Source organism: Antarctobacter albus (assembly GCF_900101505.1).
GTDB lineage: Bacteria > Pseudomonadota > Alphaproteobacteria > Rhodobacterales > Rhodobacteraceae > Antarctobacter > Antarctobacter albus.
Window position 1 is genome coordinate 333606 of sequence record NZ_FMZI01000004.1, and the last position, 15594, is coordinate 349199.

A 15594-nucleotide genomic window follows, 5' to 3' on the forward strand; every position below is an offset into this window, starting at 1 on the left:
CCTCAGAAGGCCGCGCGGTAGATCGCCTCGATCGCGTCCACGTCCATGTCGCGCGGGTTGTTGTCCATCAGCCGCCGGATGCCATGCGCCTCCTCGGCCCAGGCGCGCAGGTCGCCTTCTTTCGCGCCATGGGCCTGCATCGACATCTCGATGCCCAGATCGGCGCAATACGCGGCCACACTGGCCCGGATCCGTGCCGGATCGTCGGTGGCGGGCAGGCCCAGCGCCGCCAGCACCTCTGCCGTCTTGCCCGGCACGGCGGGCGCGTTGAAGCCCAGCACATCGGCAAAGAGCAGCGCCACCGACAGCCCGTGCGGAATGCCCGCCCGCGTGCCCAGCGGATAGGCCAGCGCGTGCCCTGCGGCGGTGTTGACCGGCCCAAGACAGAGCCCGCCGTAAAAGGACGACAGCAGCATCCCCGCCCGCGCCTCCGCGTCCGAGCCATCGCTCACCGCGCGGCGCAGGAACCGCCCGGCCAGCCGGATGCCCATGCGCGCGTAATCGTCGATCAGCGGATGGGCGTTGACGTTGGTAAAGGCCTCGACGCAATGGGCCAGCGCATCGACACCCGTCGCGGCGGTCACCGCGGGCGGCACGCTCATCGTCAGGTCGGGGTCGAGGATGGCGATGTCGGCGGCCATGTGCGGGCTTTCGACGGCCACCTTCATGCCCGTCTCCGTCGAGGTGACCAGCGCGCGGATGCCGCCCTCGGACCCCGTCCCGGCGGTCGTCGCCACCTGCGCCAGCAGGCTGGATTTCTGCGCCACCCTGTTCGGCCCGGCCACCTCGGCCAGCCCCTGGTCGGAATCCCACAGGGCCGCCACCAGCTTGGCCACATCCATGACCGATCCGCCGCCCAGCCCCACCACCAGCTCGGGCCGGAAATCGCGCGCGGCGGCCAGCGCTGCGTCCAGGTCGCTGTCCTTGGGTTCCGGCTGCACGCCGTCGAACACCTGCACCTCGCCCGTCAGCCCCAACAGGCCGACCATCCCGGCGGTCACCGGCTGCGCGATGACCAGCGTGCGGGCCTCCCCCGCCCAGGCACCCAGCCGGGCCGCCGTGCCCTGCCCGACCTCGAAACGCTTGGGCAGATGCAGGGTGATTGCGCGTGAAATGTCCATGAGAGCCTCCCTCAGCCGCCCAGTTGTTCCATCCGGAGCCAGACCGCCCGCCGCTCTGCCTCGCCCAGTTCGACAAGCGGCGGCATCAGGTTCAGCCAGCCCAGGTCGTCGCGCGACCGCGCCAGCATGGCCTTGACCGTGGGCAGTTGCACATAGGCGTTGGTCAGCCCGCGCCAGTCGTCGATCCGCGCCTGCGCGGCGGCGACCGTCTCGGCCTGCGCCGGGTCGTTCCACCCCTCCCAGACCACGCGCAGCGCGTCGGATCGCAGGTTCGACGTGGCGGTGATGCAGCCCGCGCCGCCGACCTTCAGCAGGGGCAGCATCAACGGGTCCGCGCCCGCCAGCACCCCCAGGTCGGGAAAGCGGCGGCACAGCTCGGTCATGTTGTCCATGTCGCCGGAACTGTCCTTGATCCCGCAGACGATCCCCGGAAACGCGGTCATCAGGCGGTCGATCAGGTCGTGCGAGATCGGCACCTGCGTCACCTGCGGGATGTGGTAGAGCACCACCCGCAAGGCGTCCGACCCGATGCCCTCGATCACCCGGGCATAGAAACGGAACAGCCCCTCGTCGCTCACGCCCTTGTAGTAGTAGGGCGGCAGCAGGACGACGCCCTTGCAGCCCGCCTCCAGCGCATGTCTTGTCAGCGTGATCGTGTCCGCGACCGAGGGCGAGGACGTGCCGGGCAGCAGCGTCCCGGCGGGCACGCCATGCTCTACCGCCGCCTCGACCAGCGCCATGCGGTCGTGCAGCCCGAAACTGTTCGCCTCTCCTGTCGTGCCCAGCAGGGCGATGCCGTGACAGCCCTCTTCCAGCAGCAACCGGCAGTGTTCGGCAAAGAGCGGCAGGTTCGGCTGCCCCGCGGGCGTGACGGGCGTGGCGGCGGCGCAATGCACCCCCTCTATGGCATGGGTCATTGTCCCCTCCCCGCGGCCAGCTTGCGCGCGTAGGCGATGGCCTTTTCAAGGTTCTCGTGGCTCGCGATGCCCTTGCCCGCGATGTCGAAGGCGGTGCCGTGATCGACAGAGGTCCGGTCGATGGGCAGGCCCAGCGAGACGTTCACCGCCGTATCGAAGGCCACCAGCTTGACCGGGATGTGCCCCTGGTCATGGTACTGCGCGACCACCAGGTCGAACTCGCCCGAATAGGCGCGGTGAAACAGCGTGTCGGCGGGCACCGGGCCGGTCACCACGATGCCCTCGGCCTGCGCCGCCTTGACCGCCGGTGTGACCTGCGTGTCGTCCTCTGTCCCGAAAAGCCCGCCTTCGCCGCAATGCGGGTTGATCCCCGCCACGGCGATGCGCGGCGCGTCATAGCCCAGCCGCTTGAGATGCGCGTTGCCCAGCCGGATCGTCTCCAGCAGCGCCTCGGGCGTGGCCCGGTCGATGGCGTCGCGCAGGGATACATGGGTGGAGTTGTGCACCACCTTCAGCCGTTCCGAGGCCAGGATCATCCAGGCCTTCGGCGTGTCGGTCAGATGCGCCAGCATGCCCGTGTGCCCGTCATAGTGATGCCCCGCCGCGTTCAGCGCCGCCTTGTTCAGCGGCGCGGTCACGATACAGCCGATCTCGTCCGTCAGGGCCGCCGCCACCGCCGCGGTCATGAAGCGGAAGGCCGCATCGCCGCCGCGCGCATCCGCCTGCCCCCAGGGCAGCGGCGCGCCCTCGACGGGGATGTCGGTCACCGCGACCGCGTCGAGGTCCAGCCCCGACCGCACCGCCCCCTCGGCCGCGCGCAACGTGGTCAGGCAGCCAAAGATCCGGGTCTGCGCGCGGTCGCCGGGCGCCATGGCCGCCACCGCCTTGAGGATGATTTCCGGGCCGACCCCTGCCGGGTCGCCCATGGTGATGCCGATCATTCAGCCCTCCAGCCAGTCTTTGCCCAGCCGCACGTATTTGATCGCGCGCCGGTGATAGGTGTACGCCAGGTGCAGGGCGCCCGTGTCATCCTGCAAGAGCGAAGGATAGGACATCTCGCTGTTCCCGCCGTCGATGGAATTGTTGGACAGGCAGGCTCCCGGTCCGTCCTCGATCATGCGCCACACGGGAAAGGTCAGGCCGCCGTCGCTGGACAGGGCGACAATGACCGGCGCGCGCGGCACGCCCCAGATCGGGTAACAGCCGCCCGCCGCGTTGGGCCGGTCGTCGCCCGCGCCCAGCTCGTCATAAAGCGACTCGCGCCGCGCCTCGGGGAACATCTCGGCGTTGACCGGATTGCAGGCCATCGCCAGCCGTCCGTCCGCCAGCCGGATGACGGAAATCGACGAATTGTTGTTGGGCACATCCGTGGCGACCGGTTCGCTCCAGCTTTCGCCGCCGTCCCGGCTTTCGGTCCGGTGCACGAAATCCGACTGGCGCCGGCGAAAGAAGGCGGCCAGGTGGCCGTCCCCCAGCACCACCGGCGTCATGTGCACGCAGCCCATCGAGCCCGGCACATCCACCACGCGCCAGGTCTCGCCCGCATCCGCGCTGATCGCCAGCGCGGCGGTGTCATGGCTGCCGGTCCAGCGTTCGCCGGGGCGCGAGACACAGCGGAACAGTCCCATCAGCCAGGCGCCATCGTCCCGAACCACGATGGGAGCACGGATGAAGGTGCCGCGCGGCAGCGGCAGGTCGCGTGGCGCGCCGCCCTCCTCGCGCATCCGCACGACGCATTGATCCTGGTTTCCTCCAGGCTGCGCCGTGTGCAGGATCAGCCGCCGCCCGTCCGGCGCGTCGAACTGCACCGGGTTCTGCTCGGACCGGTCGGGATCGTCGGTCAGCCTCTCCGCCGCGCTCCATGTCCCGTCACGCAGCACCGACCGCCAGATCGAGATATCCGATTTCCCCTCCAGCGAGCCGCCAAACCAGAGGCAGGACAGACCGTCATCGCCCAGCGACAGGAACGCGGCGTGATTCTGGACACAGGGTGAGGGCAGGAGCGCCTGCGCCCCACCAGCCGAATCGGGCCGCAAGAGCCCGTCCATGCCAGAGGCAATTTCCTGCGGGGTGGGCGTGGCTTGCATGATCTCGCCGTCCTTTCTCCGGGGCCTCGATAGGCGCCAGAGTTCAGCCAATTTTCCAAAGTTGTCAAGTTGAATGAGATATTCGTGCAGCGCAGAAAGTCGGATAATCGTCCTGCATATTGCTGTTTTGAAATGATTTTATTGAAGCAATATTTCTCAAATCCTCTCCGGCCTCAAAATAATTTGACAATTCAACGCGACGCTGTGACAGTCACTGCCATCAGCCGGGCGACCCATCCGTCGCCCGCTGCCAAGCCTGGCAGGAGGAGGCCGGTGGGGGTTGAGAAGCGATCAGAAAGAGCTGCTGGGTGTCAGCCTCATGATGCTGGCCTCGGCGCTGGGGGCCGTGGACGCGGTGCTCGTACGGCAACTCAGCCCAGAGGTGCATCCCTTCGTCATGGGGTTCACACGCTCGCTCTTTGGCTTGCTGGTGGTCCTTCCGTGGATTCTGTCACGGCCCGGGATGCTGAAATCCAACTATCATTTCCGGCACTTCCTGCGCGCGGCGCTGAAACTGGCCTCGCTGCTGGCCTATTTCGTGGCCTTCGCCACAGCGCCGCTGGCGATCGTGACCGCCATCGCCTTTACCGCGCCGATCTTTGTCACCATCGGGGCCTGGCTTTTCCTGTCGGAACGGCCCCGCGCACTGCGGATCGCCGCGGTGGCGGTGGGCTTCGCCGGGGTGCTGATCGTGCTGAATCCGGGCAGCGACACGGGTATCTCCCTGGGGCTGCAATTCGCGCTGCTGGGCGCCCTGCTGACGGCGCTGATCCAGCTGATCCTCAAACCCATGTCCGCCCGCGATTCGACGGAAACGCTGGTCGCCTGGAACCTGATCGCCACCGTGCCCGTCGCCGCCATTCCCGCCGCCTTCGTCTGGTCCAACCCGACGCTGGCGCAATGGGGGCTGCTGGCGGTGCAGGGTGTGCTGGGGGCGCTGGCCATGACCTGCGTCACCCGTGCCTTCTACTACGCCGAGGCCTCCTTGATCGGGCCGGTGGATTTCCTGCGCCTGCCCTTCGTGGCGGCACTGGGCTACCTGTTCTTCGGGCAGGTGGTGGCCATGTCCACCTGGATCGGGGCACTGGTGATCTTCGTCGCCACCATCCTGATGGCGCAAAGCGCGCGCCGGCGGCCCGTCCTATGAGCAGCGCCTCAGCGAAACGGCTCCAGAGACCGCAGCGTCGCCGCTTTCAGCCGTTGGTACAGCGGCGTTTCCAGCCGCTTCGGTCCGGCAGTCAGATAAAGGGTCGAGCGCAGCTGGTCCGGTGTCACGATCTCGCGGTAAGCCAGGTTGGCCATCTGCACCGTCTGCGCCGACTTGGGCACCAGCGCCAGCCCCAGCCCCCGGTTGACCAGGGCCAGCACGGAAATCGTCTGGCTGACCTCCAGCACGGTCGTGGGCGTCACCCCCTCGGTCGCCAAAGCCGCGCCCAGCATCTCGCGCAGGAACCCGCCGCGGTCGGCGGAGTAGCCGACAAAGGGCAGCCCGTCGAGATCGCCCAGACCGGGCTGCGCCTTGCCGGCCAGCGGATGATCGGCCGGAATCGCCAGCACGAAGGGCTCGCTGACCACCAGCGTGCTCTCGATCTCGGCATGGCGGCGCGCGGTCCGCGTCAGCCCCAGGTCCAGCCGCCCGGACAGCAGCGCCTGGTTGATCTCGTAGCTCATCATCTCGATCGGCTTGACCGTGACATGCGGCAGGGTCCGGCGCACCTCGGAGACCAGGCGGGGCACGAAGTCGATGGCCGCCGAGGGCACAAAGCCCAGCGCCACGTCCCCCGCCTCGCCCCGCGCAGCCTGACGCACCATCAGCGCCGCGTGTTCGGCCCGCTGCAGGATGTCACCGGCGCTGGCCAGCAGGCTGTCCCCCGCCGGGGTCAGGCGCACCGCGCGGTTGGACCGCTCGAACAGCTGTTCGCCCAGCGCGTGTTCCAGCATCTGGATCTGCCGCGACAAGGGCGGCTGGGTGATGTTCAAACGCTCTGCCGCGCGGCGAAAGTTCAGCTCTTCGGCCACCGCCACGAAACAGCGCAACTGGTAAAGATCGAAACCGGCCCTGGCCAAGACGGCGCCTCCTGCAGCCTTGCAGCGTGTTGCCATACATTGATCCAATTTGTGGATCATATCAATTCAAGATTGGAATATACATCGGGGCGCAGAGGCGTACCCTGAACGAAATACCGATCCCGGCAGTGAACCGGGTCGGAAAAGAGGCGCCCGTCAGGGGTGCCGGTATTCGGGGAATAGGGAGGAGAACCATGACCCACAAGTTCGGCCGCATCAGCGCGGCGCTTCTTGCATCAACCATCGCCGGTTCGGCGCTGGCTCAGGACAATTCCGTCACCATCGTCCTGTCCGAGGAACTGGACGTTGTCGAACCCTGCATGACCTCGCGGTCCAACATCGGCCGCGTCATCCAGCAGAACATCTCTGAAACCGTGACCGAGCTTGTCCCGGGCGAGGGCCTGCAACCGCGCCTGGCCACCAGCTGGGAGGACATGGGCGGCGGCACCTGGCGTTTTGCCCTGCGTGAGGGCGTGACCTTCTCGGACGGCACCACATTCGGCGCCGAGGACGTGGCCCATTCCATCGCGCGGACCACCGGCGACGCCATCGTCTGCGAAATCGGCGCCAAGTTCTTTGGCGGCATGGAGATCACCACAGAGATCGTCGACGAACACACCATCGACATCACCGCGGACCCGGCCCAGCCGATCCTGCCGCTGCTGATGTCGACCATGACGGTGGTACCCTCGGAAACCCCGATGGACAGCTTCGTCGACACGCCCATCGGCACCGGGCCCTATACCTTCGACGAATACAACGTCGGCCAGAACATCAAGCTGAGCGTGCGTGATGACTACTGGGGCGACGCGCCCGTGGTGCAAAGCGCGACCTATGTCTTCCGCTCGGACAGCGCCGTGCGCGCCGCGATGGTCAAGACCGGCGAGGCCGACATCGCGCCGAACATCGCCCTGCAGGACGCCACCGATCCGGACATGGACTATTCCTATCCGAACTCGGAAACCGTCTACCTGCGGGTCGACAACATGACCGCCCCCCTGAACGACGTGCGGGTGCGCCAGGCGCTGAACCATGCCGTCGACCGCGAGGCATTCATCGGCACGATCCTCGCCGATGGCACCCTCTTGGCCACGGGCATGACACCGCCCTCGACCATTGGCTACAACCACGACCTGACGCCCTATGCCTATGACCCGGACAAGGCCAAGGCCCTGCTGGCAGAGGCCAAGGCCGACGGTGTGCCGGTCGACCAGACCATCACCCTGATCGGGCGGACCAACAACTTCGGCAACGTGCTGGAGACGATGGAGGCGATGCTCCAGATGTTCCAGGATGCGGGCTTCAACATGGAGCTGCAGATGTACGAGGTGGCCGAGTGGGAGAACTTCTACTCCAAGCCCTTCGCCGAGGATCGCGGCCCTACGATGGTGCAGGCGATGCATGACAACGCCAACGGCGACCCGGTCTTCTCGATGTACTTCAAGTACCATTCGGACGGCCTGCAGTCCGGCACCACCGACGCCACGATCGACGACATGATCGCCGCCGCAACCGCCGCAACCGGCGACAAGCGCGAACAGCTGTGGAGCGAGCTTTTTGCCTATATCCACGGCGAGGCCGTCACCGATGTCCTGCTGTTCCACATGGTCGGCTTTTCCCGCGTGAACCCGCGCCTGGACTTTGCGCCCACCATCAAGACGAACAGCGAACTTCAGCTGTCGCAGATCGCCTTCAAGTAAGGTTCCCGCAACGCCGGGGGCGGGTCCCCTGCCCCCGGCACAGCATCAAGGCCACCTCCCATGAAAAGCTTTCTCGGACAACGCGCCATTGCCAGCGCCATCTCGCTTGTCGCCTTGATCGTCCTGGTCTTCTTCCTGTCGCGCCTGACCGGCGATCCGACCACGCTCTACCTGCCGGTCGATGCCTCGCTTGAATCGCGCGAACAGTTCCGCAAGCTGCACGGGCTCAACGATCCGCTGATCGTCCAGTTCGGCCGCTATGTCGGAGACCTCATCCGCCTCGATTTCGGAGAGTCGATCCGCCGATCGGAACCGGCGCTGGACGCGGTGCTGCGCGCCTTTGTCTGGACGCTGCAACTGGCCGTGATCACGATGGCGCTTGTCACCGCCGCGGCCATCGTCCTGGGCAGTCTTGCCGCCTTCAAGGTCGGCGGCCTCTTCGACCGCATCGCCACCTTCTTTTCCCTGATCGGCGCAAGCGCCCCGGATTTCTGGATCGCCATCGTCGCCATAGTCATCTTCTCGGTCAACCTGGGCTGGGTGCCGACCTCGGGCACCGGATCGGTCTGGCACTGGATCCTGCCGATCTCGGTCCTGTTCATCCGCCCCTTCGGCCTGATCCTGCAGATCGTGCGCGGGTCCATGATCACCGCGCTCAGCTCGGCCTACGTCAAGACCGCCCGCGCCAAGGGCGTCAGGAACCGGCCGATCATCTTTGTCCACGCGCTGCGCAACGCCATGCTGCCGGTCATCACCGTCATCGGCGACCAGGCGGCGGCGCTCTTGAACGGCGCCGTGGTGGTCGAGACGGTCTTTGGCTTTCCCGGTGTCGGCAAGCTGATGATCGACTCGATCCTGCAGCGCGATTTCACCGTGGTGCTGGCGGCGATCTTCGTCACCGCCGTCGCCATCTTCCTCATGAACATCCTGATCGACATCCTCTACGCGGTGCTCGATCCGCGCATCCGGTACTGATCCAATGGCCGTCTCCGAAAACTCCGGGACCATCCCCGAGACCCCGCCCGCCTGGCTGTCGATCCTCAAGATGCTCTGGCGTGACAAGTTCGCGCTCTGTGCCGCGGTCTTCCTGACGGTCATCGTGCTCTGCGCGATCTTTGGGCCGATGTTCCTTGAGGATCAGGCCATGCGCAACAACCTGCGTGGCCGCAATGCGCCGCCCTTCGACTTCTCGAAGGACTGGAAATTCTGGCTGGGCGGCGACGCCCTGGGCCGCCCGCTCTTGGCCCGCATCATCGTCGCGGCGCAGAACACCATGATGGTGGCCGCCGGCGCGGTCTTGTTTTCGATGGCCATCGGCACCGGGCTGGGCCTGATCGCCGGCTACACCTCGAAACTGGGCAGCCAGATCATCATGCGGCTGGCGGACGTGATCATGTCCTTCCCCTCGCTGCTGCTCGCCGTGATCGTGCTCTACATGCTCTCGCCCTCGGTCACGAACCTGATCATCGTGCTGGCGATCACCCGCATCCCCGTCTACCTGCGCACCACCCGCGCCGAGGTGCTGGAGATCCGCGAACGCATGTTCGTGCAGGCGGCGCAGGTCATGGGCGCCTCGACCTGGCGGATCGTCTTTCGCCACATCCTGCCCGTCGTCTTCCCGACGCTGGTCACCATCGCGACGCTGGATTTCGCCTTTGTCATGCTGGCCGAGTCGTCCCTTTCTTTCCTCGGCATCGGCATCCAGCCGCCCGAGATCACCTGGGGCCTGATGGTTGCCCAGGGCCGCCCCTACCTGACCAACGCCTGGTGGCTGTCCTTCATGCCCGGCCTTGCCATCATCCTCACCACCCTGTCGCTGAACCTGCTGTCGAACTGGATGCGCACCGCGCTGGACCCGGTGCAACGCTGGCGGCTTGAAATCGCGAGGAAGAAGAAATGAGCCACCTGCTGGAGGTCCGAAACCTCACCGTCGATTTCCACACCGCCCAGGGCACCGTCCATGCCGTCCGCGACGTCAGCTGGCATCTCGACCGCGGCGAATGCCTGGCCATCCTGGGTGAAAGCGGCTCAGGCAAATCCGTCTCGGCCTCGGCGATCATGAACCTGATCGACTGCCCCCCGGGAGAGATCGTCACGGGCGAGATCCTCTTCGAGGGCGCCGACCTGCTGAAGAAGTCCGGCGAAGAGCGCCGCCAGCTGAACGGCAAGCGCATCGCCATGATCTTTCAGGATCCGCTGAGCCACCTGAACCCGGTCTATACCGTCGGCTTCCAGATCGAAGAGATCATGACGGCGCACGGCTGGCCCGCCGACAAGGCGCGCGCCCGCTGCCTGGAACTGCTGGAACGGGTCGGCATCCCGGATTTCGCCAACAAGGTCGATGCCTACCCGCACCAGTTTTCCGGCGGCCAACGGCAACGCCTGATGATCGCGATGGCGCTGGCGCTGAAACCCGACATCCTGATCGCGGACGAACCCACCACCGCGCTGGACGTGACCGTGCAGGCGCAGATCCTCGCCCTGCTGGAGGAGTTGCAGCGCGAGACCGGCATGGGCCTTCTGCTCATCACCCATGACCTTGGCGTGGTGGCCGAGGTGGCCGACCGCGTGGTGGTCATGAACTCGGGCCAGATCGTCGAGACGGGCAGCGCGGCAGAGGTCTATCGCGCGCCCGCGCATCCCTACACGAAAAAGCTGATCGGCGCCGTGCCCGGCGGCGGCGACATGGCCCAGCCGCTGGACACCGGCATCGCGCCGATCCTCGAGATCAACGGGCTGAGCAAGCACTACGGCGCCTTCGCCGCTCTGGACAACGCCAGCCTGACGGTCCTGCCCGGCGAGACGGTGGCCATCGTCGGCGAAAGCGGCTCGGGCAAGTCGACCCTGGCGAAATGCCTTTTGCGTCTCGAAGAGGCCAGCATGGGCGAAGCGCTGTGGCAGGGGCGCGACCTTGTCACCATGCCCGCGCGCGACCTCTTCGAGATGCGCCGCGACATCCAGATGGTGTTCCAGGACCCGACGCAATCGCTCAACCCGCGCATGTCGGTCTACCAGATCATCTCCGAGGCCTGGGCCATCCATCCCGACATCCTGCCCAAACCGCAGTGGAAGGAACGGGTGCGCGACCTCCTGGAACAGGTGGGGCTGAGCGCCGATCACATGTTTCGCTACCCGCACCAGTTCTCGGGCGGACAGCGGCAGCGGATCGCCATCGCCCGCGCGCTTGCGCTGGAACCCAAACTGATCGTCTGCGACGAGGCGGTTTCGGCGCTGGACGTGTCGATCCAGGCGCAGGTGATCGAGCTGCTGACCCGGCTCCAGGATGAGCTGGGGCTGAGCTATCTCTTCATCGCCCATGACCTGCCGCTGGTGCGCGATTTCGCGCACAGGGTGGTGGTGATGCAGGGCGGGCGGATCGTCGAACAGGGCCCCGTCGCCCAGATCTTCGACGCGCCGCGCATGAACTATACCCGCAACCTCATGGCCGCCTCTCTGCACCCTGACCCGGAGGTACAGGCCGAACGGCGCGCGGCGCGGGACGCAATCAAGGAGGCCTCGTGATGAGCAAGGAAGACGTTCTGGTTCTCTACCCCGCCCGGCCCAGGGCGATGGAACAGCTGGAGGCCGCCTATACCCTGCACCGGCTCGACGAGGCCGAGGACAAGGCGGGCTTCCTGGCGGAACACGGTCCGCGCTGCCGGGGCATCGTCACCAACGGCCATGCCGCGCTGACCCGCGCCGACCTTGAACATCTGCCCAACCTGGAAATCGTCTGCTGCTCTTCGGCGGGGTTCGAGTCCATCGACGACGCGGCGCTGCGTGAAAAAGGCATCGCCCTGACCAACAGTTCCGACGCGCTCTGTGACGACGTGGCCGATACCGCCGTGATGCTGACGCTGGCCTGCCGCCGCGATCTGGTGGCCGCGCATGACTATGTCAAATCCGGCGACTGGGGCCGCAAAGGGATGTACCCGCTTCTGTCGGCGCTCAAAGGCAAGAAGGTGGGCATCGCCGGGCTGGGCACCATCGGCAAAGCCATCGCCAGCCGCCTGGCCCCTTTCCGGGTCTGCCTGGGCTATCACAGCCGCAGGCCCAAACCCGTGGACCACGCCTATTTCGAGACGGTGACGGAGCTGGCCCGATGGGCCGACATCCTGATCGTCATCGTCCCCGGCGGGCCGGAAACAGAGGGGATGATCAATGCCGAGGTGCTGGAGGCGCTGGGACCGCAAGGCACGCTGATCAACGTCGCGCGCGGATCCGTGGTGAACGAGGCCGACCTGATCGCCGCGCTGACCTCCGGCACGCTGGGCAACGCGGGCCTTGATGTCTACCTGAACGAACCCAACCCCGACCCGGCGCTGACCGCCCTGCCCAATGTCACGCTTTACCCCCACCACGCCAGCGGCACGGTGGAAACGCGGGACGCGATGGCACAGACGGTCGTCGACAACCTCAGGGCGCATTTCGCCGGTGAACCGCTGCTGAACCCGGTCTACACCCTGCCCGAGAGCGTCGCATGAAAGACCTCCTGCCCTATTTCAAATGGCCGGTCGGGTTCACCATCGTCGGCCTGATCCTCTCGTTCTGGCTGGGCTGGCAAAGCACCGGCCACCTGGGCGGCGCGCTGTCCTTCCTGATGATCGGCGCGGTGCTGGCGGTGCTGGAAATCTCGCTGTCCTTCGACAATGCCATCGTCAATGCCAACAAGCTCAAGGACATGACGCCGGAATGGCAGCACCGTTTCCTGACCTGGGGCATCCTGATCGCCGTCTTCGGCATGCGCATCGTCTTTCCGCTGCTGGTGGTGGTCATCGCCGCCCGCATCGGCCCGATCGAGGCACTGATCCTCGCCGCGCGCGAACCGCAGGAATACGCCCACATCATGGAAGGGGCGCATCTGTCGATCTCCGCCTTCGGCGGCACCTTCCTGATGATGGTCGCGCTGAGTTATTTCATGGACGAGGAAAAAGAGGTCGACTGGGTCAAGGCGCTGGAAAGCCGCCTGCGCGACTGGTCCGAGATCCGCGGCATCGAGGTGGCGCTGGTGCTGGCCGTCGCCGTCGGATTCACCGTCAGCCTTCCGGCGGGCCAGGGGGCAGAGTTCCTCTTTGCCTCGGTCTGCGGGCTTCTGACCTTCCTCGCCGTGGAACTGGTGGGCCATGTGCTGGATGCCAGCGAACAAAGCCGCAGCACCGCCGCAACCGGGGGCCTCGGGGCCTTTCTCTACCTCGAGGTGCTGGATGCCTCGTTCAGTTTCGACGGGGTGATCGGCGCCTTTGCCCTGACGCAGAACCTGTTCCTGATCGCCATCGGGCTGGGCATTGGCGCCTTCTACGTCCGGTCGATGACCCTCATGCTGGTCGAACGCAAGACACTGGCGCAGTTCCGCTACCTTGAACACGGGGCTTTCTATTCCGTGCTGGTCCTGTCGATCATCATGTTCGCCCAGTCGCTGACCCATGTGCCGGAGGTCATCACCGGCCTTCTGGGCGCCTGCCTGATCGGCCTGTCGCTGCTGGCCTCGATCCGGCATGAACGCCGGGCGGAGGGCAACGGATGAGTCACGCCACCTCCCGCCGCGCGCTCTGGATGCAAAAGATCGCGGACCAGGTCGCCGATACGCTGGCCGAAAAGATCCGCGCCGGGACACTGGCACCGGGCGACAGCCCCGGCAGCCGCGAGGCGCTGATGGCCGAATTCGTGACCGTCGGCTCGGTCATCGACAAGGCACTGGACGACCTGACGGAGCGGGGCCTGCTGCGCCCAGGCGCGGATGGCGCGCCTGTGGTGGCCGATCTGCCGCCCCGCGCCGAAGCCTTCGCCCTGCCGCCCACGGAGACCCTCTCGGACGTCAAGGCAGTGCTGGAACTGCGGCTGGGGCTGGAGGCGGTCGCCGCCTCGCTGGCCGCCGAGCGGCGCAACCCCGCGCAACTGGCCGCGATAGAGGCGGCGGCAGAGGCCTTTGCCCATGCCGCGCCCGCCGAGACCGCGCAGGCCGATTTCCGGTTTCACAGCCAGATCGCGGCGGCCAGCGGCAATGCCTACATGTCCGACCTTCTGGACTACCTTGGCCCGCTGCTGATCCCGCGGATGCGGCTCACCCTGCCCGCCGCGCCCGGCGAGACGGGCGACCGCAACCGCGAACGCTCGATCACCGAACATGCCGCCATCGTCGCGGCCATCGCCGCGCAGGATGCCGAGGCGGCGCGCGCCCGGATGCGCGACCACCTGCTGCGGTCGCTGGCGCTGATGGAACAGATCCAGACCGCCGGCTGAGCCGTCCTCACACGCGCAGGATGCACGGGGCGGCACGCAACTCGCCCCGACGTAGCAACCAATTGCTTCGGCTGGATTTTTGGCATACCAGATCAGCGCCCAGCAACGGAGAGCGCAATGACCCGTGTCATCATCGCAGGCGGCGGCATCGGTGGTCTTGTCACCGCGCTGACGCTGCACCAGATCGGCCTGTCCTGCACCGTCTACGAGGCGGTGCGCGAGCTCAAACCGCTGGGCGTGGGCATCAACCTGCAGCCCAACGCGGTGCGCGAACTGTTCGACCTGGGCATCGGCGAAGAGCTGCTGGACCGCTGCGGCGTCCCCGCCCGCGAATGGGCGCTGGTCGGGCTCAGCGGCGCCGACATCCATGCCGAACCCCGCGGGCTCGAGGCGGGGTACAACTGGCCGCAATACGCCGTCCACCGTGGCCGGTTCCACATGGCGCTTTACGACCTCGTGCTGGACCGGCTTGGCCCCGACGCGGTGCAGACCGGCTGTCGCGCGGCGGGCTATACCCAGACCGAGGACAGCGCGACCCTGCACCTGGAATGCGCAGAGGGCGCGCGCACCGACACCGCCGACCTGCTGATCGGGGCCGAGGGCATCCACTCGGCGATCCGCGCCCAGATGCACCCCGACCAGCCGCCGATCCACTGGGGCGGTGCGCTGATGTGGCGGGGCACCACGCGGGCGAAACCGATCCGCACCGGCTCCAGCTTTGTCGGCCTCGGCACGCACCGGCACCGTATGGTGATCTACCCGATCTCCGCCCCAGACGAGAACGGGCTGGCCGAGATCAACTGGATCGCCGAACGCACCCTGGGCGAGGATGAGGACTGGACCGAGACAGGCTGGTTCCGCGAGGTGCCGATCGACAGTTTCGTGCATCACTTCGAGCAGTTCCGCTATGACTGGCTGGACGTGCCGGCGATGATCCGGGGCGCCTCGCGCGCCTTTGAAAACCCGATGATCGACCGTGACCCGGTGCCGACATGGGTACAAGGCCGGGTGGCGCTGATGGGGGACGCGGCGCATGCCATGTATCCCACCGGATCGAACGGGGCCAGCCAGGCGGTGATCGACGCCCGCACCCTGGGCGCCAGCCTGCTGGAGCACGGCACCGGACCTGCCGCGCTGAAGGCCTATGACGCCCGTCTCTGCGAACCGGTGTCCAAGCTGATCCTGCGCAATCGCGGCGCCGGTCCCTTTGGCCTGCTCAACCTTGTCGACGAACGCTGCGGCGGGCATTTCGACGACATCGACGCCGTGATCCCCCCGGCCGAGCGCGAGGCCTTCCTGGCCGACTACAAGGCCGCTGCCGGTTTCGCCATCGAGACGCTGAACGCCGCGCCGCCGCTCATCGGGCGCGAGGCAAGGGTTTCCGCCACTTCTGCCTGAAATGATGGAATCCTCTCAGGATGCGGGGTCACAGCCCCTCATCCATGAGGGAATTTTGCCGCCG

14 protein-coding genes are annotated in these 15594 nt (G+C 66.7%); 9 read left to right on the forward strand and 5 right to left on the reverse strand.

The window, feature by feature from the left end; all coding sequences use genetic code 11:
• Positions 1 to 2: 2 nt before the first annotated feature.
• From BLQ71_RS09390 to BLQ71_RS09405, 4 genes are read right to left on the reverse strand one after another with little or no spacing between them, the layout of a single operon-like run.
• Positions 3 to 1121 carry an iron-containing alcohol dehydrogenase gene (locus BLQ71_RS09390; protein ID WP_074621503.1) on the reverse strand — a complete coding sequence of 373 codons (1119 nt, stop codon included), beginning with the start codon at positions 1119 to 1121 and terminating at the stop codon, positions 3 to 5.
• Positions 1122 to 1132: 11 nt separating this feature from the next.
• Complete coding sequence (locus BLQ71_RS09395) at positions 1133 to 2038, reverse strand: dihydrodipicolinate synthase family protein (RefSeq protein ID WP_074621504.1); 906 nt, start codon at positions 2036 to 2038, stop codon at positions 1133 to 1135.
• Positions 2035 to 2979 carry a 4-hydroxythreonine-4-phosphate dehydrogenase PdxA gene (gene pdxA / locus BLQ71_RS09400; RefSeq protein ID WP_074621505.1) on the reverse strand — a complete coding sequence of 315 codons (945 nt, stop codon included), beginning with the start codon at positions 2977 to 2979 and terminating at the stop codon, positions 2035 to 2037. Before pdxA ends, BLQ71_RS09395 begins: the two co-directional genes overlap by 4 nt.
• The gene (locus BLQ71_RS09405; protein WP_074621506.1) at positions 2980 to 4125 is read right to left on the reverse strand and encodes a sialidase family protein; all 1146 of its coding nucleotides are present in this window, start codon (positions 4123 to 4125) and stop codon (positions 2980 to 2982) included. It lies immediately after the preceding gene.
• Between the two features lie 280 nt (positions 4126 to 4405).
• Between BLQ71_RS09405 and BLQ71_RS09410 the strand changes: the two genes are divergently transcribed.
• The gene (locus BLQ71_RS09410) at positions 4406 to 5272 is read left to right on the forward strand and encodes a DMT family transporter (RefSeq protein ID WP_223306241.1); all 867 of its coding nucleotides are present in this window, start codon (positions 4406 to 4408) and stop codon (positions 5270 to 5272) included.
• Between the two features lie 8 nt (positions 5273 to 5280).
• Here BLQ71_RS09410 and BLQ71_RS09415 read toward each other — a convergent pair whose 3' ends face one another.
• Entirely contained in the window at positions 5281 to 6192 is a 912-nt protein-coding gene (locus BLQ71_RS09415) for a LysR family transcriptional regulator (protein ID WP_074621507.1), read from the reverse strand.
• A gap of 194 nt (positions 6193 to 6386) precedes the next feature.
• Here BLQ71_RS09415 and BLQ71_RS09420 point away from each other — a divergent pair, with 194 nt between their 5' ends.
• The 8 genes from BLQ71_RS09420 to BLQ71_RS09455 all read left to right on the forward strand — a co-directional run bounded on the left by BLQ71_RS09420 (position 6387) and on the right by BLQ71_RS09455 (position 15530).
• Entirely contained in the window at positions 6387 to 7892 is a 1506-nt protein-coding gene (locus tag BLQ71_RS09420) for an ABC transporter substrate-binding protein (protein ID WP_074621508.1), read from the forward strand.
• A 60-nt stretch (positions 7893 to 7952) separates the two neighbouring features.
• Positions 7953 to 8867, forward strand: coding sequence for an ABC transporter permease (locus BLQ71_RS09425; RefSeq protein ID WP_074621509.1), 915 nt, complete (start codon positions 7953 to 7955; stop codon positions 8865 to 8867).
• A gap of 4 nt (positions 8868 to 8871) precedes the next feature.
• On the forward strand, positions 8872 to 9792 hold the full coding sequence (locus tag BLQ71_RS09430) for an ABC transporter permease (RefSeq protein WP_074621510.1): 921 nt from the start codon (positions 8872 to 8874) through the stop codon (positions 9790 to 9792).
• The gene (locus BLQ71_RS09435; RefSeq protein ID WP_074621511.1) at positions 9789 to 11414 is read left to right on the forward strand and encodes an ABC transporter ATP-binding protein; all 1626 of its coding nucleotides are present in this window, start codon (positions 9789 to 9791) and stop codon (positions 11412 to 11414) included. Before BLQ71_RS09430 ends, BLQ71_RS09435 begins: the two co-directional genes overlap by 4 nt.
• Positions 11414 to 12376 (forward strand): 2-hydroxyacid dehydrogenase, encoded by a 963-nt coding sequence (locus tag BLQ71_RS09440; RefSeq protein WP_074621512.1) that lies wholly within the window; start codon positions 11414 to 11416, stop codon positions 12374 to 12376. Before BLQ71_RS09435 ends, BLQ71_RS09440 begins: the two co-directional genes overlap by 1 nt.
• On the forward strand, positions 12373 to 13416 hold the full coding sequence (locus BLQ71_RS09445) for a DUF475 domain-containing protein (RefSeq protein ID WP_074621513.1): 1044 nt from the start codon (positions 12373 to 12375) through the stop codon (positions 13414 to 13416). The genes BLQ71_RS09440 and BLQ71_RS09445 overlap by 4 nt, the downstream gene beginning before the upstream one ends.
• Complete coding sequence (locus BLQ71_RS09450) at positions 13413 to 14132, forward strand: FadR/GntR family transcriptional regulator (protein WP_069210020.1); 720 nt, start codon at positions 13413 to 13415, stop codon at positions 14130 to 14132. Before BLQ71_RS09445 ends, BLQ71_RS09450 begins: the two co-directional genes overlap by 4 nt.
• Before the next feature lie 117 nt (positions 14133 to 14249).
• Complete coding sequence (locus BLQ71_RS09455; RefSeq protein ID WP_074621514.1) at positions 14250 to 15530, forward strand: flavin-dependent oxidoreductase; 1281 nt, start codon at positions 14250 to 14252, stop codon at positions 15528 to 15530.
• Positions 15531 to 15594 lie beyond the last annotated feature (64 nt).